This window comes from Streptococcus mitis (assembly GCF_023109235.1).
In the GTDB taxonomy this organism is placed as follows: Bacteria; Bacillota; Bacilli; order Lactobacillales; family Streptococcaceae; genus Streptococcus; species Streptococcus mitis_DA.
Map to the genome: position 1 here is coordinate 1 of NZ_JALDUC010000006.1, position 21,095 is coordinate 21,095.

Annotated in this window: 24 protein-coding genes; 23 read left to right on the forward strand and 1 reads right to left on the reverse strand. The window is 42.7% G+C overall.

Going from position 1 to position 21,095, the window contains the following annotated elements; translation table 11 throughout:
* The 16 genes from M1F55_RS04615 to M1F55_RS04690 form a co-directional block, all read left to right on the forward strand.
* Positions 1 to 311: LPXTG cell wall anchor domain-containing protein (locus tag M1F55_RS04615; RefSeq protein ID WP_247947373.1), on the forward strand; the 311-nt coding region annotated here is incomplete at its 5' end.
* 175 nt (positions 312 to 486) lie between these two features.
* Entirely contained in the window at positions 487 to 1,617 is a 1,131-nt protein-coding gene (gene hemW / locus M1F55_RS04620; RefSeq protein WP_247947374.1) for a radical SAM family heme chaperone HemW, read from the forward strand.
* A gap of 4 nt (positions 1,618 to 1,621) precedes the next feature.
* Entirely contained in the window at positions 1,622 to 2,359 is a 738-nt protein-coding gene (locus tag M1F55_RS04625) for an acyl-[acyl-carrier-protein] thioesterase (RefSeq protein ID WP_247947375.1), read from the forward strand.
* 9 nt (positions 2,360 to 2,368) lie between these two features.
* Positions 2,369 to 3,142, forward strand: a complete 774-nt coding sequence (locus tag M1F55_RS04630) for a TIGR01457 family HAD-type hydrolase (RefSeq protein WP_078238265.1) — start codon at positions 2,369 to 2,371, stop codon at positions 3,140 to 3,142.
* Positions 3,132 to 3,749 (forward strand): TIGR01906 family membrane protein, encoded by a 618-nt coding sequence (locus M1F55_RS04635; RefSeq protein ID WP_049502185.1) that lies wholly within the window; start codon positions 3,132 to 3,134, stop codon positions 3,747 to 3,749. Before M1F55_RS04630 ends, M1F55_RS04635 begins: the two co-directional genes overlap by 11 nt.
* 212 nt (positions 3,750 to 3,961) lie before the next feature.
* Complete coding sequence (locus M1F55_RS04640; protein WP_000631254.1) at positions 3,962 to 4,363, forward strand: Spx/MgsR family RNA polymerase-binding regulatory protein; 402 nt, start codon at positions 3,962 to 3,964, stop codon at positions 4,361 to 4,363.
* The gene (locus M1F55_RS04645) at positions 4,363 to 4,641 is read left to right on the forward strand and encodes a UPF0223 family protein (protein ID WP_023946312.1); all 279 of its coding nucleotides are present in this window, start codon (positions 4,363 to 4,365) and stop codon (positions 4,639 to 4,641) included. The genes M1F55_RS04640 and M1F55_RS04645 overlap by 1 nt, the downstream gene beginning before the upstream one ends.
* The gene (locus M1F55_RS04650) at positions 4,631 to 5,404 is read left to right on the forward strand and encodes an inositol monophosphatase family protein (protein WP_247947376.1); all 774 of its coding nucleotides are present in this window, start codon (positions 4,631 to 4,633) and stop codon (positions 5,402 to 5,404) included. Before M1F55_RS04645 ends, M1F55_RS04650 begins: the two co-directional genes overlap by 11 nt.
* Entirely contained in the window at positions 5,405 to 6,709 is a 1,305-nt protein-coding gene (locus tag M1F55_RS04655) for an RsmF rRNA methyltransferase first C-terminal domain-containing protein (protein WP_247947377.1), read from the forward strand.
* A 222-nt stretch (positions 6,710 to 6,931) separates the two neighbouring features.
* Positions 6,932 to 7,810: a phosphate ABC transporter substrate-binding protein PstS family protein gene (locus M1F55_RS04660; RefSeq protein ID WP_000746329.1), complete on the forward strand. Its 879-nt coding sequence runs from the start codon at positions 6,932 to 6,934 to the stop codon at positions 7,808 to 7,810.
* Positions 7,810 to 8,727 carry a phosphate ABC transporter permease subunit PstC gene (gene pstC / locus M1F55_RS04665; protein WP_173306717.1) on the forward strand — a complete coding sequence of 306 codons (918 nt, stop codon included), beginning with the start codon at positions 7,810 to 7,812 and terminating at the stop codon, positions 8,725 to 8,727. Before M1F55_RS04660 ends, pstC begins: the two co-directional genes overlap by 1 nt.
* Complete coding sequence (pstA, locus tag M1F55_RS04670) at positions 8,717 to 9,601, forward strand: phosphate ABC transporter permease PstA (RefSeq protein WP_000543046.1); 885 nt, start codon at positions 8,717 to 8,719, stop codon at positions 9,599 to 9,601. The genes pstC and pstA overlap by 11 nt, the downstream gene beginning before the upstream one ends.
* Before the next feature lie 10 nt (positions 9,602 to 9,611).
* Positions 9,612 to 10,415, forward strand: a complete 804-nt coding sequence (gene pstB / locus M1F55_RS04675) for a phosphate ABC transporter ATP-binding protein PstB (protein ID WP_020900241.1) — start codon at positions 9,612 to 9,614, stop codon at positions 10,413 to 10,415.
* Positions 10,416 to 10,427: 12 nt separating this feature from the next.
* Positions 10,428 to 11,186 carry a phosphate ABC transporter ATP-binding protein PstB gene (gene pstB / locus M1F55_RS04680; RefSeq protein WP_000133484.1) on the forward strand — a complete coding sequence of 253 codons (759 nt, stop codon included), beginning with the start codon at positions 10,428 to 10,430 and terminating at the stop codon, positions 11,184 to 11,186.
* Positions 11,187 to 11,197: 11 nt separating this feature from the next.
* Positions 11,198 to 11,851: a phosphate signaling complex protein PhoU gene (gene phoU, locus M1F55_RS04685; RefSeq protein WP_000946458.1), complete on the forward strand. Its 654-nt coding sequence runs from the start codon at positions 11,198 to 11,200 to the stop codon at positions 11,849 to 11,851.
* Positions 11,852 to 12,009: 158 nt separating this feature from the next.
* A complete protein-coding gene (locus M1F55_RS04690; RefSeq protein ID WP_247947378.1) occupies positions 12,010 to 12,825 on the forward strand; it encodes an ABC transporter substrate-binding protein in 816 nt (271 codons plus the stop codon).
* 126 nt (positions 12,826 to 12,951) lie between these two features.
* Here the strand turns inward: M1F55_RS04690 and M1F55_RS04695 are convergent, their stop codons facing one another.
* Positions 12,952 to 14,223, reverse strand: a complete 1,272-nt coding sequence (locus M1F55_RS04695; protein WP_247947379.1) for an aminotransferase-like domain-containing protein — start codon at positions 14,221 to 14,223, stop codon at positions 12,952 to 12,954.
* Positions 14,224 to 14,560: 337 nt separating this feature from the next.
* Here M1F55_RS04695 and budA point away from each other — a divergent pair, with 337 nt between their 5' ends.
* The 7 genes from budA (at position 14,561) to M1F55_RS04730 (ending at position 21,014) form a co-directional block, all read left to right on the forward strand.
* Positions 14,561 to 15,292: an acetolactate decarboxylase gene (budA, locus tag M1F55_RS04700; protein WP_000360315.1), complete on the forward strand. Its 732-nt coding sequence runs from the start codon at positions 14,561 to 14,563 to the stop codon at positions 15,290 to 15,292.
* A gap of 9 nt (positions 15,293 to 15,301) precedes the next feature.
* On the forward strand, positions 15,302 to 16,054 hold the full coding sequence (locus M1F55_RS04705) for a YhfC family intramembrane metalloprotease (protein ID WP_247947380.1): 753 nt from the start codon (positions 15,302 to 15,304) through the stop codon (positions 16,052 to 16,054).
* A gap of 113 nt (positions 16,055 to 16,167) precedes the next feature.
* Positions 16,168 to 17,073, forward strand: coding sequence for a UDP-N-acetylmuramate dehydrogenase (gene murB / locus M1F55_RS04710; RefSeq protein ID WP_049488624.1), 906 nt, complete (start codon positions 16,168 to 16,170; stop codon positions 17,071 to 17,073).
* A gap of 159 nt (positions 17,074 to 17,232) precedes the next feature.
* Positions 17,233 to 18,390: an ABC transporter ATP-binding protein gene (locus M1F55_RS04715; RefSeq protein ID WP_000742895.1), complete on the forward strand. Its 1,158-nt coding sequence runs from the start codon at positions 17,233 to 17,235 to the stop codon at positions 18,388 to 18,390.
* Positions 18,371 to 19,177, forward strand: a complete 807-nt coding sequence (locus M1F55_RS04720) for an ABC transporter permease (RefSeq protein WP_004258194.1) — start codon at positions 18,371 to 18,373, stop codon at positions 19,175 to 19,177. Before M1F55_RS04715 ends, M1F55_RS04720 begins: the two co-directional genes overlap by 20 nt.
* Positions 19,174 to 19,947, forward strand: a complete 774-nt coding sequence (locus M1F55_RS04725) for an ABC transporter permease (protein ID WP_136937227.1) — start codon at positions 19,174 to 19,176, stop codon at positions 19,945 to 19,947. Before M1F55_RS04720 ends, M1F55_RS04725 begins: the two co-directional genes overlap by 4 nt.
* Positions 19,944 to 21,014, forward strand: a complete 1,071-nt coding sequence (locus tag M1F55_RS04730; RefSeq protein WP_247947381.1) for an ABC transporter substrate-binding protein — start codon at positions 19,944 to 19,946, stop codon at positions 21,012 to 21,014. The genes M1F55_RS04725 and M1F55_RS04730 overlap by 4 nt, the downstream gene beginning before the upstream one ends.
* Positions 21,015 to 21,095 lie beyond the last annotated feature (81 nt).

The window sequence follows — 21,095 nt, forward strand, 5'->3', positions numbered from 1 at the left end:
ACAGTGAATTACCAGACGGTAAAGTTCCAGGAACAGGTAAGATTACAGAACCAGGAAAATCAACTGAAGAAGTTCCTGATGTAACAACACCAGGTAAAGTCACACCAGCAACACCAACTCCAAATGCAGTTACTCCGAATGCAGATCAGGTAGATACTAAGACTACTGTTGATAATGGAGCTAAGTCAAATGATTCTCAAAATGTATTGCCAAATACAGGAACAGAATCAAATGCGACTCTTGCATCTCTAGGACTTCTTGGTATGCTAGGTGGTCTCGGACTTGTAGCTCGCAAGAAAAAAGAAGACTAATAATTTAGTCAGATGAACATTCATTCTGTTGTATTTTATGATAAACTAGATTGGTTCTGGGAATCGTGTTAGTCATAAACTAAAAAGAATGATTAGATAAAGAAAGCGAACAATGCTAGGATTTTGTTAAACGGAATTCTAAGTATTGTTCGCTTTTTGTGGTATAATAATTACTATGCAGAAAAAACCAACGTCAGCCTATGTGCACATCCCATTTTGTACCCAGATTTGTTATTATTGTGACTTTTCAAAAGTTTTTATCAAGAATCAGCCAGTAGATAGTTATTTGGAACATCTGTTAGAAGAGTTTCAATCTTATGATATTCAAAAGTTAAGAACCCTCTATATTGGTGGTGGAACACCGACAGCTCTATCAGCTTCGCAACTAGAGGTGTTATTGAATGGCTTGACTAAAAACTTGGACTTGTCTGCCTTGGAAGAGTTGACCATTGAAGCCAATCCCGGCGACTTGGATGCGGATAAGATTGCGGTTTTGAAGAACTCGGCTGTCAATCGTGTTTCACTAGGTGTGCAGACCTTTGATGACAAGATGCTGAAAAAGATTGGGCGCAGTCATTTGGAGAAGGATATTTATGAAAATATCGACCGCCTGAAACTGGCTGGTTTTGATAATATCTCTATCGATTTGATTTATGCGCTGCCTGGTCAGACTATGGAGCAGGTCAAGGACAATGTGGCTAAGGCTATTGGGCTGGATATTCCTCATATGAGTTTGTATAGTTTGATTTTAGAAAATCATACGGTCTTTATGAACCGTATGCGACGAGGAAAATTGCCTCTGCCTAAGGAGGAATTGGAGGCTGAGATGTTTGAGTACATCATCGCGGAGCTGGAGAAATCTGGTTTTGAGCATTATGAGATTTCCAATTTCTCCAAGCCTGGTTTTGAAAGTCGGCACAATCTCATGTACTGGGATAATGCTGAGTACTATGGCATCGGTGCTGGGGCGTCTGGTTATGTAAATGGAGTACGCTATAAAAATCATGGTCCGATTCGTCATTATCTCACTGCGGTTGAGGAAGGCAATGCACGTATCACAGAAGAACACCTGAGTCAAAAGGAGCAAATGGAAGAGGAAATGTTCTTGGGCCTCCGCAAGAAATCAGGAGTCTCCATGGCGCGATTTGAGGAAAAATTTGGACGGTCCTTCGATGGACTTTATGGAGAAATTGTCAGAGACTTGGTTCAACAAGGTCTCATGCAAATAGAGGGTGACCGAGTTCGCATGACAAAAAGAGGTCTCTTTTTAGGAGACACCGTTGCAGAACGATTTATTTTGGAGTAGAATGATGGGCTTAACTTATCAAATGAAAATGAAAATTCCTTTTGATATGGCTGATATGAACGGTCATATCAAGCTTCCAGATGTGATTTTGTTGTCCCTGCAAGTTTCAGGGATGCAGTCGATTGAACTGGGTGTTAGTGATAAGGCCATTTTGGAAAACTATAATCTGGTCTGGATTATCACAGATTATGATATTGAGGTGGTTCGTTTGCCTCGTTTTGCGGAAGAAATCACTATTGAAACGGAAGCCCTGAGCTACAATCGACTCTTTTGCTACCGTCGCTTTACCATTTATGATGAAGCAGGTCAGGAACTCATCCACATGATAGCGACTTTTGTTCTGATGGACCGAGATAGTCGAAAAGTCCATGCTGTCGAACCTGAGATTGTGGCTCCTTACCAGTCTGATTTTGATAAAAAACTTATCCGCGGACCAAAGTATGAGTCCTTGAACGAGCCAATCAGCAAGGATTACCATGTCCGTTTTTACGACTTGGATATGAATGGTCATGTTAATAACAGTAAGTATCTGGACTGGATTTTTGAGGTCATGGGAGCGGACTTTTTGACCCAATATATTCCCAAGAAAATCAACCTCAAGTATGTCAAGGAAGTTCGACCAGGTGGGGTGATTACATCGGCTGTTGAACGGACTGGACTGGAAAGCAAGCATGAGATTACAAGTGACGGGGCTACCAACGCCCAAGCTATCATCACTTGGCAAGAAATAAAAAAGGATTAGGGAGAAAGTATGAAATACAAAGGCTATTTAATTGATTTAGACGGAACGATTTATAAGGGAAAAGACAGAATCCCAGCTGGAGAGGCTTTTGTCCATGAATTGCAAAAGCGGGATATCCCCTATCTCTTTGTAACCAACAATACAACCCGCACTCCAGAGAGTGTTCAGGAGATGTTGGCTCAGAATTTTAATATCGATACGCCCCTATCGACTGTCTACACAGCGACTTTGGCAACGATCGACTATATGAACGACTTGGGGCTTGAAAAGACGGTCTATGTCATCGGAGAAGCAGGGCTCAAGGAAGCCATCAAGGCGGCTGGTTATGTGGAAGACAAGGATAATCCTGCCTATGTGGTAGTAGGTCTGGACTGGCAAGTTGACTATGAAAAATTTGCGACAGCAACTCTAGCTATCCAAAAGGGAGCTCACTTTATCGGAACCAATCCTGACCTCAACATCCCTACAGAGCGCGGTCTTTTGCCTGGTGCTGGTTCACTGATTACCCTTCTTGAAGTGGCAACACGAGTGAAGCCTGTTTATATTGGGAAACCAAATGCCATCATTATGGACAAGGCGGTTGAGCACTTAGGTTTGGAACGTGAAGAATTAATCATGGTTGGGGACAATTATTTGACTGATATTCGAGCTGGGATTGACAATGGCATTCCAACTCTCTTGGTGACAACAGGTTTTACCAAGGCAGAAGAAGTGGCAGACCTGCCAATCGCACCGACTCATGTGGTTTCTAGCCTTGCGGAGTGGAACTTTGATGAAAACTAAACTGACCTTTTGGAGCTCTATGCTCTTTCTCCTCTCCTTCTCAATTCTTTTGACCATTTATTTGGCTTGGATTTTTTATCCTTTGGAGATTGAGTGGCTGAACTTGACGGATCGAGTTTATCTAAAACCAGAAACCATTCAATATAACTTTCATATCTTGATGGATTACCTGACCAATCCTTTTAGTCAGGTCTTGCAGATGCCAGATTTTCGTTCGTCAGCAGCTGGTCTGCACCATTTTGCGGTGGTCAAGAACCTCTTTCACCTAGTTCAGCTAGTAGCTCTAGTGACACTGCCAAGTTTCTATGTCTTTGTCAAAGGGATTGTGAAAAAGGGCTTTTTATCTCTATTTAGTAAAGGGCTTTTGGCTCTAGTAGTCTTACCTGTGATGATTGGGCTTGGGGGAGTTTTGATTGGTTTTGACCAATTCTTTACCCTTTTCCATCAAATTCTCTTTGTGGGAGATGATACCTGGCTTTTTGACCCAGCCAAGGATCCAGTTATTTTAATTTTACCAGAGACCTTCTTCCTACATGCCTTCCTCCTCTTTTTTGCCCTCTATGAAAGCTTCTTTGGTTTTCTATACCTGAAAAGCCGTAGGAAGTGAAACGAAAGATATTCTTATTTTGCATAAATCAATTAGGTATGTGATTCGAAACTATTGTCAAGAATGAATTAACCAAATCCAAAATGTATCAATCGTTCGCAAACAGTCTATTTTTCTTGAAAAAATAGGCTTTTTTTTCTAAAAATCTCTAGTCAAGCGCTTTATTTTTTTGTATAATAGAACTAGCAAAGTATAGATAAGAAGAGAAAAGCATGATTACACTATTTCTATCACCGAGCTGTACTTCATGTCGTAAGGCGAAGGCCTGGTTAGAAAAACATAAGGTGCCCTTTGAGGAGCACAATATTATGACCAGTCCTTTAACGAGAAAAGAATTGCAACACATTCTTTCCTTGACCGAAAATGGTACTGATGACATCATTTCAACTCGTTCAAAAATTTTTCAAAAATTAGATATTGATGTAGAAAGTATTTCGGTATCAGAATTGCTTCATTTGATTGAGCAGTATCCTAGTCTTTTGCGTCGTCCAATTATTATCGATGCCAAACGTATGCAAATCGGTTTTAATGAAGATGAGATTCGTGCTTTTCTCCCTCGTAGTTACCGTAAGCAAGAACTAAAAGAAGCAAGAATGAGAGCTGGTATTAGTTAATGAACAAACAGTATAGTTACCCACTAGATTTGTCGTGGAGCACTGAAGAACTTGCTTCAGTGCTTTCTTTTTTTAATGATGTTGAAGCTGCCTATGAGGGCAAGGTAGAGGCTCAAAAGTTACTGGACTCCTATAAAGGATTCAAAGCGGTCGTGCCAAGTAAGAGCGAAGAAAAACGTTTGGGACGAGAATTTGAAACAGTGAGTGGCTATTCGCTTTACCGAGCAGTTCAGGCGGCTAAGGAAAAAGGGGAAGGAAAGATTTCTCTTGGAAAGTAAGTTTGAATTTGCTAAAGAGCTAATTAAGAAAGCAGGCCAGTACATTCTTGACCACATGCAGGAAGACTTGTGTGTTGAGACCAAGTCCTCTCCAACAGATTTGGTGACCAGACTGGACAAGGAAGTTCAGGAGCTATTGGTTGGTGAGATTTTGTCTCGTTATCCTGAAGATAAGATTTGTGCTGAAGAAGGTTGTCTGCGAGCCTCGGTTCAAGAGGGCAGGGTTTGGGTTATTGATCCGATTGATGGGACCAATAATTTTGTGGCCCAGCAGGAAGATTTTGCTGTCATGATGGCTTATTTTGAAAATGGTCAGGGACAGTTTGGTCTGATTTATGATGTGGTCAAAGGGGATTGTTACCACGGTGGTGGGGAATTTCCAGTTTGTCTAAATGATAGGCCCCTAGCTCCCTTTAAAGCAAAACCACTTGGAGATTTCCTTATTGCAGGGAATAGTGGTATGCTGGAAACCAATGAATGGGGTCTGGCTGATTTGGGTCGAGCGGTCCTCGGTGTACGTGTCTATGGGAGTGCGGCCATTAGTTTTGCCAAGATTTTGTCAGGGCGTTTGTTGACCTATGTCACCTATCTGCAACCATGGGATTATGCCGCTGCAAGTATTTTAGGGGAAAGTCTGGGCTATCGGGTTGTGACCCTATCTGGTCAACCGCTTGATTTTCAAACCAGACAACCGGTCATGATGTTACCTCTTGAGATGCAGGAGGAAATTCAGTCCTATATTTACGAAAGGAAAAGAACTTAGATGCAATTTCCAGAAGGATTTGTTGAAAAATATGAAGAGATATTAGGAGATGAGGCAAGAGATTTTCTTGCCTCTTTTGAGGAGGAAGCGGTTTTGGCTTTTCGGATCAATCCTTTAAAAGAAGCGACAGTTTCCTTTCCTGATGCCATTCCTCAAACTCCTTGGGGCCACTATGGGAAGGTTTCAGGGAAATCGCCTGAGCATGCTACTGGCTTGGTTTATTCGCAAGAACCTGCTGCTCAAATGGTGGCTCAGGTCGCCCAGCCTAGTCCTGGAATGAAGGTCTTGGATTTGGCCGCTGCTCCAGGTGGTAAATCAACTCAGCTAGCAGCCTATCTAGCAGGCGAGGGTCTCCTTGTCTCCAATGAAATTTCAAGCAAACGGGCTAAGATTTTAGTAGAAAACATGGAGCGCTTTGGAGCGACAAATGTCGTGGTGACCAATGAATCTGCTGACCGCTTAGCTAAGGTCTTTAAAGGTTATTTTGACCTCATTGTCCTTGATGCCCCCTGCTCAGGGGAAGGGATGTTCCGTAAGCAACCAGATGCTATGGACTATTGGAGCTTAGATTATCCAAGTCAATGTGCTAGTTTGCAAAGAGAAATTCTGGAGGATGCGGTGAACATGTTAGCTCAAGGTGGTCGTCTGGTTTATTCAACCTGTACCTGGGCACCTGAGGAAAACGAAGAGATTGTCAATTGGTTGCTGGAGGAGTATGATTTTGATTTGCTGCCAGTTGAACATATCAATGGAATGGTAGCTGGTATTGACCTGCCAGAAACAGCTCGGATGTACCCTCATCAGTTTAAGGGAGAGGGGCAATTTGTAGCCCATTTGCAATTTAAAGGTGACAATCCAGCTCCTAAATTTAAGGCAAGTAAGAGCAATCTCAGCCGAGAACAAGTTGTCTTGTGGCAGGAATTTGCCCAAAACCACTTGATAGTTAATCTACCGGGTATCTTGCAGACTTTTGGTGACCAACTCTATCTCCTGCCAGAACTTTTGCCAGATTTAGGGAAACTCAAGATTGCTCGGAATGGCCTGCATCTAGGCACTTTTAAGAAGAAACGCTTTGAGCCTAGTTTTGCTCTTGGTCTAGCCTTGAAACCGAGTCAGGTCAAGCAGTCGGTTGAAATTGATCAAGAAGAATTTGTAAAGTATGTGGCTGGAGAAACCGTTCAGCTGGCGGAAAGTCTGCCAAATGGTTGGTACCAAGTTTTGGTTCAAGGAAATGGTTTGGGCTTTGCTAAGGTGACTGGAAATGTTTTGAAAAATTATTTTCCTAAAGGCCTCAGATTCAAGTGAAAATGCTAGTCAAAGTAGCTTGTCTATGTTATAGTGGAAGTATGGATTTTTTTCAAATTGTCTTTCATTTTAAGTCAAAATTTGTTGAGAAGACAACTGAGCAAATTTCTAGTAAAATTAAGCTAGCAACTTCAGTTGGCTCCCAATTTTAAAAAAGAAAAACATAAATAAATAGTTGAAAAAATTCACAGTATTCACCATTATTTTCAAGGAGAAAAAACAGTGAAAAAAAGAAAAAAACTCGCTCTATCCCTTGCGGCTCTTTTGCTAGCAGGTTCTTTGGCGGGATGTGCTAGCTGGATTGATCGTGGGGAATCCATGACAGCTGTTGGCTCAACGGCTCTTCAGCCCTTGGTCGAAGCAGCAGCAGATGAATTTGGCTCTATGCACGTTGGAAAAACAGTTAACGTCCAAGGTGGAGGATCTGGTACAGGTTTGTCTCAGGTTCAGTCTGGAGCCGTTGACGTAGGAAATTCAGACGTATTTGCCGAGGAAAAAGACGGTATCAACGCCTCCGCTCTTGTGGATCACAAGGTTGCAGTAGCGGGCTTGGCAGTGATTGTAAATAAGGAAGTTGACGTTGAAAATCTGACAACAGAACAACTCCGTAGCATCTTCACAGGTCAAGTAACCAACTGGAAAGAAGTCGGCGGGAAAGACCTAGCCATTTCTATTATTAACCGTGCAGCAAGTTCTGGTTCACGTGCAACCTTTGATAGTGTTATCATGGATGGTCAGTCTGCTGTGCAGAGTCAAGAACAGGATTCAAATGGGATGGTCAAAAACATTGTTTCCCAGACACCAGGAGCCATTTCTTACCTAGCCTTTGCCTATGTGGATGACTCGGTGAAACGCATGAAGTTGAATGGCTATGAGCCGATTGCAGAAAATGTTACAACCAATAACTGGCCTTTGTGGTCTTATGAACACATGTATACCCTAGGTCAACCAAATGAATTGGTGGCAGAATTCCTCAACTTTGTCCTCTCTGATGAAGCGCAAAGTGGAATCGTTAAGGGGATGGGCTATATTTCTGTTAAGGAAATGAAGGTTGAAAAAGATGCTGTAGGAACGGTGACAGCATTAGAAGGGAGTCAATAATGAATCAAGAAGAATTAGCTAAAAAATTACTTTCTCCCTCAAAGAACTCTCGTCTAGAGAAACTAGGGAAAGGTTTGACCTTTGCCTGTCTGTCTTTGATTGTCATTATTGTGGCCATGATTTTGATTTTCGTAGCCCAAAAAGGCTTGTCGACCTTCTTTGTAAATGGAGTTAATATCTTTGATTTCCTCTTTGGCCAAACTTGGAATCCTTCAGGTAAACAATTTGGTGCCCTTCCTATGATTTTGGGTTCCTTCATTGTCACAATCCTATCAGCCCTTATCGCAACTCCTTTTGCCATTGGTGCAGCTGTCTTTATGACGGAGGTCTCACCAAAAGGTGCTAGAATCTTGCAACCAGCCATTGAATTGCTAGTCGGAATTCCTTCCGTCGTGTATGGATTTATCGGTTTGCAGGTCGTAGTTCCCTTTGTCCGTAGTGTCTTTGGTGGTACTGGTTTTGGGATTTTGTCAGGAATTTTCGTTCTCTTTATCATGATCTTACCGACGGTAACCTTTATGACAACCGATAGCTTGCGTGCGGTGCCTCGTCACTACCGCGAAGCTAGTTTGGCTATGGGAGCTACTCGTTGGCAAACCATCTGGCGCGTGACCTTGAAGGCGGCGCGTTCAGGAATTTTCACAGCAGTGGTCTTTGGGATGGCGCGTGCCTTTGGTGAGGCCTTGGCCATTCAGATGGTGGTCGGAAACTCAGCCGTTGTCCCAACTTCACTAACAACACCTGCTGCGACCTTAACCTCTGTCTTGACCATGGGTATCGGAAATACCGTTATGGGAACCGTTGACAATAACGTTCTCTGGTCACTAGCCTTAGTCTTGCTCTTGATGAGTTTGGCCTTCAACAGTGTGATTAAATTGATTACGAAAGAAAGAGGAAAGAAAAACTATGCACGCTAAGAAATTAGATAAAATTGCAACAGCTGTCCTCTACTCGATTGCAGGGATTATTGTTGCTATTTTGGCATCCTTGATTCTCTATATCTTGGTTCGTGGTTTGCCCCACATCTCTTGGTCTTTCTTGACTGGCAAATCCTCTTCTTACCAAGCAGGTGGAGGTATTGGAATTCAGCTCTATAATTCCTTCTTCCTTTTGGTTATTACCTTGATTATCTCTGTACCTTTATCGATGGGAGCAGGGATTTTCCTAGCTGAATATGCTAAAAAAGGTCCTGTGACAAACTTTGTCAGAACCTGTATTGAAATCTTGTCTTCTCTACCATCAGTGGTTGTAGGTCTCTTTGGTTACTTGATCTTTGTAGTTCAGTTTGAGTATGGATTTTCAATCATTTCAGGTGCCTTGGCCTTGACAGTCTTTAACCTGCCTCAGATGACTCGTAATGTTGAGGACAGTTTGAAACACGTTCACCATACGCAACGTGAGGCTGGTCTGGCTCTTGGGATTTCTCGTTGGGAGACAGTTGTCCATGTTGTCATTCCAGAAGCCCTTCCAGGTATTGTGACTGGGGTCGTCTTGGCCTCTGGTCGTATCTTTGGTGAGGCTGCTGCTTTGATTTACACAGCAGGACAATCCGCTCCAGCCCTTGACTGGTCTAACTGGAATATTCTCAGTGTGACCAGCCCAATCTCTATCTTCCGTCAAGCAGAAACCTTGGCTGTCCACATTTGGAAAGTCAATAGCGAAGGAACCATTCCAGATGGAACTATTGTATCAGCAGGTTCTGCTGCAGTGCTCCTCATCTTTATTCTCATCTTTAACTTTGGAGCCCGCAAACTCGGAAGCTATCTACATAAGAAATTAACCGCTGCCTAAAGGAGAAGCCATGTCAAAATATAATTGGGATGAAAAGCATATCATCACCTTTCCTGAAGAGAAAGTGGCCCTCTCTACTAAGGATTTACATGTTTACTACGGTAAAAAAGAATCCATCAAGGGCATCGATATGCAATTTGAAAAAAATAAAATTACAGCCTTAATTGGCCCATCTGGATCAGGGAAATCAACCTACCTCCGCAGTCTCAACCGTATGAATGATACCATTGATATTGCCAAGGTCACAGGTCAAATCCTCTACCAAGGGATTGATGTCAACCGTCCAGAAATCAACGTCTATGAGATGCGTAAGCATATCGGAATGGTCTTCCAACGCCCAAATCCCTTTGCCAAGTCTATCTACCGCAATATCACTTTTGCTCATGAACGTGCAGGTGTTAAGGACAAGCAAGTCTTGGACGAAATTGTGGAAACCTCTCTTCGTCAAGCTGCCCTTTGGGATCAGGTCAAAGACGATTTGCACAAGTCAGCCTTGACCCTATCAGGGGGTCAGCAGCAACGTCTCTGTATCGCTCGTGCTATCTCTGTTAAACCAGATATCCTTTTGATGGATGAACCGGCATCAGCCTTGGATCCGATTGCGACAGCCCAGCTGGAAGAAACCATGTTGGAATTGAAGAAGGACTTTACCATCATCATCGTGACCCACAGTATGCAGCAGGCTGCGCGTGCTAGTGACTACACAGGATTTTTCTACTTGGGTGACTTGATCGAGTACGATAAGACCTCTAATATTTTCCAAAATGCCAAACTACAGTCAACCAATGACTACGTAACAGGACACTTTGGATAGAAAGGAAACAGTATGACAGAAGCGATTTTACAGGTGTCAGACCTGTCCGTTTACTACAATCAAAAAAAGGCTTTGAATAGTGTTTCCCTATCTTTCCAACCTAAGGAAATTACAGCCTTGATTGGTCCATCTGGATCAGGGAAGTCAACTCTTCTCAAGGCTATCAACCGTATGGGGGATCTCAATCCAGAGGTAACCACAACTGGTTCGGTGGTTTACAACGGTCACAACATCTACAGTCCGCGTACAGATACAGTTGAATTGCGGAAGGAAATCGGTATGGTTTTCCAACAACCGAACCCTTTCCCTATGTCTATCTACGAAAATGTTGTTTACGGGCTTCGTATCAATGGAGTTAAGGATAAGCAGGTTCTGGATGAAGCGGTAGAAAAAGCCTTGCAACGAGCTTCTATCTGGGATGAGGTCAAGGATCGCCTGCATGATTCAGCTATCGGGCTTTCAGGTGGACAACAGCAACGTGTCTGTGTTGCCCGTGTCTTGGCAACCAGTCCTAAAATCATTCTCTTGGATGAACCGACTTCAGCCTTGGACCCTATCTCGGCTGGTAAGATTGAGGAAACCTTGTATGGTCTAAAAGATAAATACACCATGCTCTTGGTTACGCGTTCCATGCAACAAGCCTCTCGTATCTCTGACAAGACAGGATTTTTCCTAGATGGAGATCTGATCGAGTTTAACGATACCAAGAAGATGTTCCTCAACCCACAACACAAGGAAACAGAAGATTATATTTCAGGAAAATTTGGATAAGGAGATAAATGATGTTACGTTCTCAATTTGAAGAAGATTTAGAGAAATTGCACAACCAGTTCTATGCAATGGGACAAGAAGTGCTATCCCAAATCAATCGTACGGTGCGTGCCTTTGTTACGCATGACCGTGATTTGGCCAAGGAAGTCATCGAAGACGATGCAGAAGTAAACGAATACGAAGTGAAATTAGAAAAGAAATCATTTGAAATGATTGCTCTTCAACAACCAGTTTCTCAAGATTTGCGTACTGTTCTAACAGTCCTAAAAGCCGTATCTGACTTGGAACGTATGGGTGACCATGCCGTTTCTATTGCCAAAGCGGCAATTCGTATGAAGGGGGAGCAACGTATCCCAGCTGTTGAAGAAGAAATCAAGAGAATGGGGCGCGATGTCAAGAACTTCGTTGAAGCAGCCCTTGAACTCTATCTCAATGGTTCAGTAGACCAGGCCTATGAAGTAGCAGCCATGGATGAAAAAATCAACCATTACTTTGATAGCATTCGTGATTTGGCTACAGAAGAAATCAAGAAAAATCCAGATGCCATCGTTACAGGTCGTGATTATTTCCAAGTGATTGCTTTCTTGGAACGTATTGGAGACTATGCTAAAAATATCTGTGAATGGGTTGTTTACTTTGAAACAGGTAAGATTGTCGAACTATAAAATAGATTTATTCTGTATAAAAAGGAGCTCGAAATCAACTGACAGCTCCTTTTCTTGAATGAAAAAAATATTTTTAAGATAAAAATTCAAAAAAACACTTGACAAGCAACTTGGATAGCGTTATAATTATACAAAATTAACAGAGAGGTTGTTTATTTATGAAATTAAAAAAATGGATATTTGTTTTATGTAGCTTTCTTGCAAGTTTCTTCTTAGTGGCTTGCCAGTCGGATTCTAACGGTTCTCAGTCAGCTGTTGAGGCCATCAAGCAAAAGGGGAAATTAGTTGTGGCGACTAGTCCTGACTATGCACCTTTTGAATTCCAATCCTTAGTTGACGGGAAAAATCAGGTAGTCGGTGCGGATATTGATATGGCCCAAGCTATCGCTGATGAACTTGGGGTGAAATTGGAAATCTCAAGCATGAGTTTTGACAATGTTTTGACCAGTCTTCAAACTGGGAAGGCTGACCTAGCAGTTGCAGGAATTAGTGCTACTGATGAGAGAAAAGAAGTCTTTGATTTTTCAATCCCTTACTATGAAAACAAGATTAGTTTCTTGGTTCGTAAGTCTGATGTAGAAAAATACAAGGATTTAACTAGCCTTGAAAGTGCTAATATTGCAGCCCAAAAAGGGACTGTTCCAGAAGCTATGGTCAAGGAACAATTGCCAAAAGCTCAATTGACTTCCCTAACCAATATGGGTGAAGCTGTCAATGAATTGCAGGCTGGAAAAGTAGATGCTGTTCACATGGATGAGCCTGTTGCCCTTAGCTATGCTGCTAAAAACGCCGACTTAGCTGTCGCAACTGTCAGCTTGAAGATGAAGGACGGCGAAGCTAATGCAGTTGCCCTTAGAAAAAATAGTGCTGATTTAAAAGAAGTGGTGGACAAGGTCATTCAAAAACTTAAGGATGACGGTACCTACCAAAAATATCTTGAAAAAGCGGCAACCTTAACAGAAGTTGAAGAATAATACTCAATGAAAATCAAAGAGCAAACTAGGAAGCTAGCCGCAAGCTGTACTTGAGTACGGTAAGGCGACGCTGACGTGGTTTGAATTTGATTTTCGAAGAGTATAAGAAAAAAGCAGAGTTGGAAGTCAGTCCAATTCTGCTTTTAAATAGTTTAAAACATTTTCCAGATTTTCTAAGGACACCTTAGCAAATTGATAAGGGCAGGCATCCAAGTATGCCTCTTCAAAGAAGTCCAAGCCCAGTTGGCTGTGTTTGAGACTAGCAATTTTAGGATACTGTCTCAGATCTAGCAATAAACTATCATGAAGCGGAAAGTGAGGAAGGGGACAAGGAGTGTTAGCTAGTCTTTCCTCGATTTGTTTTTGGTAGTCTTCCTGATTGGACAAGCGAGCTAGACGATTTTTCTCAAACAATTGACTGTCAATATAGAGTGACAGGGCCTTTTGCATGATAAGGTTGCTATCGTAGTCTAGGATATTTTTGTAGGCGACAAAGGCTTCTTTGATAGCATTTGGCAGAATGAGTGCCGTAATCCGCAGGGCTGGAAAGAGGCTGGTTGAGAAGGACTTGATATAAATGACGCGCTCCTCTGTATCCAGATAGTGGAAGGTCTGGCCCTTTTTAGAGTCCAAATCCCCCAGATAGTCGTCCTCTACGATATAAACACCATACTTGGCAGCTAAGTCAAGAATAGCTCGTTTTTCCTGCTCTGAATAGGAATGCCCCAGAGGATAGTGAAAACGAGGAATGGTATAGAAAAACTTAATTTTTCCAGTCTTGAAGTGGCCTTCCAGCTCTTCCAAGTCAATCCCATCAATGCCTCGTTCAATCGTTTGATAGTCCAGACCTTGAGCAATCAAGAGGCGATTCATCCGATGGTAGGTCGGCTGTTCCACCAAGATTTCCTTGGCTTGGCTAGGAAAGGATATTTGAGAAAGAATAAACAAGGCTTGTTGGGTTCCAGAAGTCAGTACCAGTTGGTCAGCCTTGCAGTAGAGAGCTTGCTCAAAGAGGAGTTTATGAATGGATTGTCTTAAGTCTTCTAATCCTTCTTGGTTATCATAGTAGTTGAAGAGGTAGTTTTCCCGGCCAATCAAGGTTTCATTGACACAGAGTCGGAAATCGTCATAGGCACTGGCATGTTCGTCAGTGACTTCGATTTCTAGATCCTGGTGTTGCCCTTGTTCTAGGACATAGTAGCCACTCTGGGGCTTGGCATAGAGGTATTGTTCGTGCCGTAATTCCAGAAGGGCTCTCTGAATGGTGTCCTTGCTACAGTGAAAGTCAAGGCTCAGTTGACGGATAGAAGGCAGGCGGCTACCCGTTGGAAAGCGTCCAGACTCGATACTATTTTTCAGATAAGCTACGACCTCTTGGTACTTGCTTTGTTTCTTCATTCCAGACCTCCCTTGATTTTGTTACATTGTACCTTTTTTTTTCTTTCTTGGCAATGTCTAGTGTGATTCTCTCGTTCACATCTAGGGGCAAATGTGGTATACTTAGGAGTAAGATTTATAGAATAATACTCTTCGAAAATCTCTTCAAACTACGTCAGCTTCGCCTTGCTGTAGATATGGTTACTGACTTCGTCAGTTCTATCCACAACCTCAAAACAGTGTTTTGAGCTGACTTCGTCAGTCTTATCTACAACCTCAAGCAGTGCTTTGAGCAACCTGCGGCTCGCTTCCTAGTTTGCTCTTTGATTTTCATTGAGTATAACAGACAAGAAAGTGAATGGATAAGAACGTGCAGGAACCAGTGAAATTATTTCAATACAATACCCTTGGAGCCTTGATGGCTGGCCTTTATGGTGGTACCATGACAGTAGGAGAATTGCTAGAGCATGGTGACCTTGGTTTGGGAACCTTGGATTCCATTGATGGGGAATTGATTGTCTTGGATGGCAAGGCTTATCAGGCCAAAGGATCAGGAGAGCAACCAGAAATTGTAGAAGTATCACCAGATGCTCTCATTCCTTATGCAGCAGTAGTACCGCATCAAGCAGAGGTCATTTTCCGCCAGCGGTTTGAGATGACAGACAAGGAATTGGAAGAGCGAATCGAGTCTTATTATGACGGGGAAAATCTTTTCCGCTCTATCAAGATTCGTGGGGAATTTTCACATATGCATGTGCGTATGATTCCCAAGTCGACACCAGAGACCAAGTTTGCTGATGTCGCAACCCATCAACCTGAATATCGTCGTGACAATGTGGTGGGAACCATCGTTGGTTTCTGGACGCCAGAGATTTTCCATGGAGTTAGTGTGGCAGGCTACCATCTGCACTTCATCTCAGATGACTTGACCTTCGGTGGGCATGTCATGGACTTTGTCATCAAGGAAGGGATTATCGAGGTGGGAGCGGTTGACCAGTTGGACCAACGTTTTCCAGTCCAAGATCGTCAATACTTGTTTGCTAAGTTCAATGTTGACGAGATGAAAAAAGATATTGAAAAGGCGGAATAGGAGAAGAAAATGACCATTCATATCATTATTACCATGTTGCTGTTGCTGGCTTTCTTGATAGGAAGCATTTGGTATGCCAAAAAGAAACACCAGATTAATCTAGCTGTCTTGGGCTTGGGGGCTGTTGCCTTCTTTGTCTCTTCACAGATTTTAGAAAAACTGGTGCATATCTTGGTTTTACATCCTCAAAAAGACGGTAGTATTGCCCTCTTGCGAGACCATCCGCTTGTCTATATCATCTATGGCCTAGCCATGGCAGCATTTTTTGAGGAAACTGCTCGTCTTATTTTCTTCAAATGGTTGGAGAAAAAGAGAAGTTTGGAAAAGGCAGATGCCTTGGCTTATGGATTGGGGCATGGTGGCTTGGAGTTGATTTTCCTAGGTCTTACTAGTTTGATTAATCTCTACATCGTTCTCTCAGCAGTTCAAACTCAGAATCCACAGGTCATGCAATTGCTGTCTGAAAATATGTTAAAAACCATTCAGTCACTTTCTGTCTGGCAGATTTATTTGCTTGGTTTTGAGCGAATTTTGGCTCTAGGTTTCCAATTGCTTTTGACTGTTTGGGTTTACCAAGCTGTTCGCCAGAAGAAATGGACTTATCTCCTAGCAGCCTATGGCCTACATGCCTTCTTTGACCTGGCACCATCTCTAGCCCAAGTTGGCTGGCTTACAAGTCCAGTCTTAGTTGAAGTCATTCTACTAGTTGAACTGATCCTAGTTGCCTATGGAACCAAGGCTATCTTTTGCAAAAAATCATAAGAAAAAGGGGGAAACCTCTTTTTTTGTTTAAAATAAGCCCAAGATTTTTTTAGGGTCGTCAAATGGTCTTAAAAATGGTATAATGGAATGAATTTTGTAAAAGGAAGAGTGTCATGTCAGTAAAAGAAAACATGCTTGAAATCTTAGAAGGGATTGATATCCGTTTCAAAGAACCCTTGCATAGCTATAGTTATACAAAAGTAGGTGGAGAGGCCGATTATTTGGTCTTTCCACGAAATCGTTTTGAGTTGGCGCGCGTTGTTAAATTTGCCAATCAAGAAGACATCCCTTGGATGGTTCTTGGAAATGCCAGCAATATCATCGTTCGTGATGGTGGAATTCGTGGATTTGTCATCTTGTGTGACAAGCTCAATAATGTTTCTGTTGATGGCTATACTATTGAAGCAGAAGCTGGTGCCAACTTGATTGAAACAACTCGCATTGCCCTTCGTCATAGTTTGACTGGCTTTGAGTTTGCTTGTGGCATTCCAGGGAGCGTCGGTGGTGCTGTCTTTATGAATGCGGGTGCCTATGGTGGCGAGATTGCCCACATCTTGCAGTCTTGTAAGGTTTTGACCAAGGATGGAGAAATCGAGACCCTGTCTGCCAAAGATTTGGCTTTTGGGTACCGCCATTCAGCCATTCAAGAGTCTGGTGCAGTTGTCTTGTCAGCTAAATTTGCCCTTGCTCCAGGAAGCCATCAGGTTATCAAGCAAGAAATGGATCGTTTGACGCATCTACGTGAACTCAAGCAACCTTTAGAATATCCATCTTGTGGTTCGGTCTTTAAGCGTCCAGTAGGTCATTTTGCAGGTCAATTAATTTCAGAAGCTGGCTTGAAAGGCTATCGTGTCGGTGGCGTAGAAGTGTCAGAAAAACACGCAGGATTTATGATCAATGTTGCTGACGGAACGGCTAAAGACTACGAGGACTTGATTGAGTCTGTTATCGAAAAAGTCAAGGAACACTCTGGCGTCACTCTTGAGAGAGAAGTCCGTATCTTGGGTGAAAGCAAGTAGGAAGCTGTAGTTGAAAAGCTGCTACTATGTCATGGAAAGGGGGTGAAAGCCTATCGTCAGTGCAGAAGAATGTAGGCAGTTCAATCTCCTACACGAGGTAGTAGCGGCCTGACAGAGCCTTGATCTGTTAATCTATGAAAAAGAAGGAATAAATGACAATTGAAAAAACCAATTATTGAATTCAAAAACGTCTCAAAAGTTTTTGAAGACAGCAACACCAAGGTTCTCAAAGATATCAACTTTGAGTTGGAAGAAGGGAAGTTCTATACTCTTCTAGGCGCGTCTGGTTCAGGGAAATCAACTATCCTTAACATCATTGCAGGTTTACTGGATGCTACGACTGGAGATATTTTGCTGGACGGTGTTCGTATCAACGACATCCCAACCAACAAGCGAGACGTCCATACGGTCTTCCAATCCTATGCCTTGTTTCCACATATGAATGTGTTTGAAAATGTTGCCTTTCCACTCCGCTTGCGTAAAATTGACAAGAAAGAAATCGAGAAACGCGTAGCGGAAGTTCTCAAGATGGTTCAGTTAGAAGGTTACGAAAAACGTTCCATCCGTAAACTCTCTGGAGGACAACGTCAGCGTGTGGCTATTGCACGTGCCATCATCAACCAACCCCGTGTGGTTTTGTTGGACGAGCCTTTGTCAGCGTTGGACTTGAAATTAAGAACAGATATGCAGTATGAGCTGCGTGAACTGCAACAACGATTGGGAATCACCTTTGTTTTTGTTACTCACGATCAGGAAGAAGCTTTGGCTATGAGTGACTGGATTTTTGTCATGAATGATGGCGAGATTGTCCAGTCTGGAACGCCAGTGGACATCTACGATGAGCCAATTAACCACTTTGTTGCCACCTTTATCGGTGAGTCAAATATCTTGCCAGGAACCATGATTGAGGACTACTTGGTTGAGTTTAACGGCAAACGCTTTGAAGCGGTCGATGGTGGGATGAAGCCGAATGAACCTGTCGAGGTCGTGATTCGTCCAGAGGACTTGCGTATTACCCTTCCTGAAGAAGGCAAGCTCCAAGTTAAGGTCGATACCCAGCTTTTCCGTGGGGTGCACTATGAAATTATCGCCTATGACGAACTTGGGAATGAATGGATGATCCACTCAACCCGTAAGGCCATCGTGGGTGAGGAAATCGGTCTGGACTTTGAACCAGAAGACATCCATATCATGCGTCTCAACGAAACTGAAGAAGAGTTCGATGCTCGTATCGAAGAATACGTAGAAATTGAAGAGCAAGAAGCAGGTCTGATCAATGCAATCGAGGAGGAAAGAGATGAAGAAAACAAGCTCTAAACTCTTTGTAGTGCCCTACATGCTTTGGATTGCCCTCTTTGTCCTGGCACCCTTGGTCTTGATTTTCGGACAATCCTTTTTCAACATCGAAGGCCAGTTCAGTATAGAAAATTATAAATCTTACTTTGCTTCACAAAACTTGACCTACCTCAAAATGAGCTTTAACTCCGTGCTTTATGCAGGAATTGTGACCTTTGTGACCCTCCTTATCAGCTATCCAACAGCCCTCTTTTTGACCCGTCTCAAGCACCGTCAACTCTGGCTCATGTTAATCATTCTGCCGACATGGATTAACCTGCTCCTCAAGGCCTATGCCTTTATCGGGATTTTTGGTCAAAATGGCTCTATTAACCAATTTTTGGAATTTATCGGAATTGGTTCGCAGCAGTTGCTCTTTACCGATTTCTCCTTTATCTTTGTCGCAAGCTACATCGAGCTTCCCTTTATGATTTTGCCGATTTTCAATGTCTTGGATGATATGGATAACAACCTCATCAATGCCAGCTACGATCTCGGTGCGACCAAGTGGGAAACCTTCCGCCATGTCATCTTCCCTTTATCGATGAATGGTGTGCGAAGTGGAGTTCAGTCTGTCTTTATCCCCAGCTTGAGCCTCTTCATGCTGACCCGTTTGATTGGTGGGAACCGTGTTATTACGCTGGGAACGGCTATTGAACAGAATTTCCTAACCAATGACAACTACGGTATGGGTTCAACCATCGGTGTAATTCTCATCTTGACTATGTTCATCACCATGTGGGTGACCAAGGAAAGGAGAGAACGATGAAAAAATTTGCCAACCTTTATCTAGGACTGGTCTTTCTTGTCCTCTACCTGCCGATTTTTTACCTGATTGGTTATGCCTTTAATGCAGGCAATGACATGAATAGCTTTACAGGCTTTAGCTTGAGCCATTTTAAAACCATGTTTGTCGATGGTCGCCTTATGTTGATTGTGACCCAGACCTTTTTCTTGGCCTTTCTATCAGCCTTGATAGCGACCATTATCGGGACTTTTGGAGCTATCTATATCTATCAGTCTCGTAAGAAATACCAAGAAGCCTTTCTATCACTCAATAATATCCTTATGGTTGCGCCTGATGTTATGATTGGTGCCAGCTTCTTGATTCTTTTTACCCAACTCAAGTTTTCACTTGGCTTTTTGACCGTTCTATCTAGTCACGTGGCCTTCTCCATTCCTATCGTGGTCTTGATGGTCTTGCCTCGACTCAAGGAAATGAATGGCGATATGATTCATGCGGCCTATGACCTTGGTGCCAGTCAATTTCAGATGTTCAAGGAAATCATGCTTCCTTACCTGACTCCGTCTATCATTGCAGGTTATTTCATGGCCTTCACCTATTCACTGGATGACTTTGCCGTGACCTTCTTTGTAACGGGAAATGGCTTTTCAACCCTCTCGGTCGAGATTTACTCTCGTGCTCGGAAGGGGATTTCGCTAGAAATCAATGCCCTGTCTGCCCTTGTCTTTCTCTTTAGTATTATCCTGGTTGTTGGTTATTACTTTATCTCACGTGAGAAGGAGGAGCAAGCATGAAAAAACTCTATTTATTTTTAGCAGGAATTGCAGCCATCATCCTGATCTTGTGGGGAATTGCGACTCATCTAGATAGTAAAATCAATAGTCGAGATAGTCAAAAACTGGTCATTTACAACTGGGGGGACTATATCGATCCAGAACTCTTGGAGCAATTCACAGAAGAAACAGGCATCCAAGTCCAGTATGAGACCTTTGACTCCAACGAAGCCATGTATACCAAAATCAAGCAGGGTGGAACAACCTACGATATTGCCATCCCAAGTGAATACATGATCAACAAGATGAAGGACGAAGATCTCTTGGTTCCGCTTGATTATTCAAAACTTGAAGGTCTTGAAAATATCGGACCAGAGTTCCTCAACCAGTCCTTTGACCCAGGCAATAAATTCTCCATTCCTTATTTCTGGGGAACCTTGGGAATTGTCTACAATGAAACCATGGTAGATGAGGCGCCTGAGCATTGGGATGACCTCTGGAAGCCAGAGTATAAGAATTCTATCATGCTCTTTGATGGGGCGCGTGAGGTGCTGGGACTGGGACTCAATTCCCTTGGCTACAGCCTTAACTCCAAGGATAGCCAGCAGTTGGAAGAGACAGTAGATAAGCTCTATAAACTGACTCCAAATATCAAGGCAATCGTTGCTGACGAGATGAAGGGCTACATGATTCAGAATAACGCTGCTATCGGCGTGACCTTCTCTGGTGAAGCCAGCCAAATGCTAGAAAAAAATGAAAACCTACGCTATGTGGTACCGACAGAAGCCAGCAACCTTTGGTTTGACAATATGGTCATTCCCAAAACCGTCAAAAACCAAGACGCAGCCTATGCCTTTATCAACTTTATGTTGAAACCCGAAAATGCTCTCAAAAATGCAGAGTATGTCGGCTATTCAACACCAAACCTGCCAGCTAAGGAACTGCTCCCAGAGGAGAAGAAAGAAGACAAGGCTTTCTATCCTGATGCTGAAACCATGAAACACCTAGAAGTTTATGAGAAATTTGATCATAAATGGACAGGAAAATATAGCGACCTCTTCCTACAGTTTAAAATGTATCGGAAGTAGCAGTTAGCAGTCACGAAACGAATCAGTCAAGCTGGTTCGTTTTTTAAAAAATAAAAGGCAATTTTCGTAACGGTATCTTTT

Bases quoted from the DNA above. Each gene is read 5' to 3' on its own strand.
- hemW (WP_247947374.1), top strand. From the start codon at position 487: ATGCAGAAAAAACCAACGTCAGCCTATGTGCACATCCCATTTTGTACC.
- M1F55_RS04625 (WP_247947375.1), top strand. From the start codon at position 1,622: ATGGGCTTAACTTATCAAATGAAAATGAAAATTCCTTTTGATATGGCT.
- M1F55_RS04695 (WP_247947379.1), bottom strand. From the start codon at position 14,223: ATGAAGAAACAAAGCAAGTACCAAGAGGTCGTAGCTTATCTGAAAAAT.
- M1F55_RS04640 (WP_000631254.1), top strand. From the start codon at position 3,962: ATGATTACACTATTTCTATCACCGAGCTGTACTTCATGTCGTAAGGCG.
- pstB (WP_000133484.1), top strand. From the start codon at position 10,428: ATGACAGAAGCGATTTTACAGGTGTCAGACCTGTCCGTTTACTACAAT.
- M1F55_RS04655 (WP_247947377.1), top strand. From the start codon at position 5,405: ATGCAATTTCCAGAAGGATTTGTTGAAAAATATGAAGAGATATTAGGA.
- budA (WP_000360315.1), top strand. From the start codon at position 14,561: ATGGATAAGAACGTGCAGGAACCAGTGAAATTATTTCAATACAATACC.
- M1F55_RS04720 (WP_004258194.1), top strand. From the start codon at position 18,371: ATGAAGAAAACAAGCTCTAAACTCTTTGTAGTGCCCTACATGCTTTGG.
- pstB (WP_020900241.1), top strand. From the start codon at position 9,612: ATGTCAAAATATAATTGGGATGAAAAGCATATCATCACCTTTCCTGAA.
- M1F55_RS04630 (WP_078238265.1), top strand. From the start codon at position 2,369: ATGAAATACAAAGGCTATTTAATTGATTTAGACGGAACGATTTATAAG.
- pstC (WP_173306717.1), top strand. From the start codon at position 7,810: ATGAATCAAGAAGAATTAGCTAAAAAATTACTTTCTCCCTCAAAGAAC.
- phoU (WP_000946458.1), top strand. From the start codon at position 11,198: ATGTTACGTTCTCAATTTGAAGAAGATTTAGAGAAATTGCACAACCAG.
- murB (WP_049488624.1), top strand. From the start codon at position 16,168: ATGTCAGTAAAAGAAAACATGCTTGAAATCTTAGAAGGGATTGATATC.
- M1F55_RS04645 (WP_023946312.1), top strand. From the start codon at position 4,363: ATGAACAAACAGTATAGTTACCCACTAGATTTGTCGTGGAGCACTGAA.
- M1F55_RS04705 (WP_247947380.1), top strand. From the start codon at position 15,302: ATGACCATTCATATCATTATTACCATGTTGCTGTTGCTGGCTTTCTTG.
- M1F55_RS04635 (WP_049502185.1), top strand. From the start codon at position 3,132: ATGAAAACTAAACTGACCTTTTGGAGCTCTATGCTCTTTCTCCTCTCC.
- M1F55_RS04690 (WP_247947378.1), top strand. From the start codon at position 12,010: ATGAAATTAAAAAAATGGATATTTGTTTTATGTAGCTTTCTTGCAAGT.
- M1F55_RS04725 (WP_136937227.1), top strand. From the start codon at position 19,174: ATGAAAAAATTTGCCAACCTTTATCTAGGACTGGTCTTTCTTGTCCTC.
- pstA (WP_000543046.1), top strand. From the start codon at position 8,717: ATGCACGCTAAGAAATTAGATAAAATTGCAACAGCTGTCCTCTACTCG.
- M1F55_RS04730 (WP_247947381.1), top strand. From the start codon at position 19,944: ATGAAAAAACTCTATTTATTTTTAGCAGGAATTGCAGCCATCATCCTG.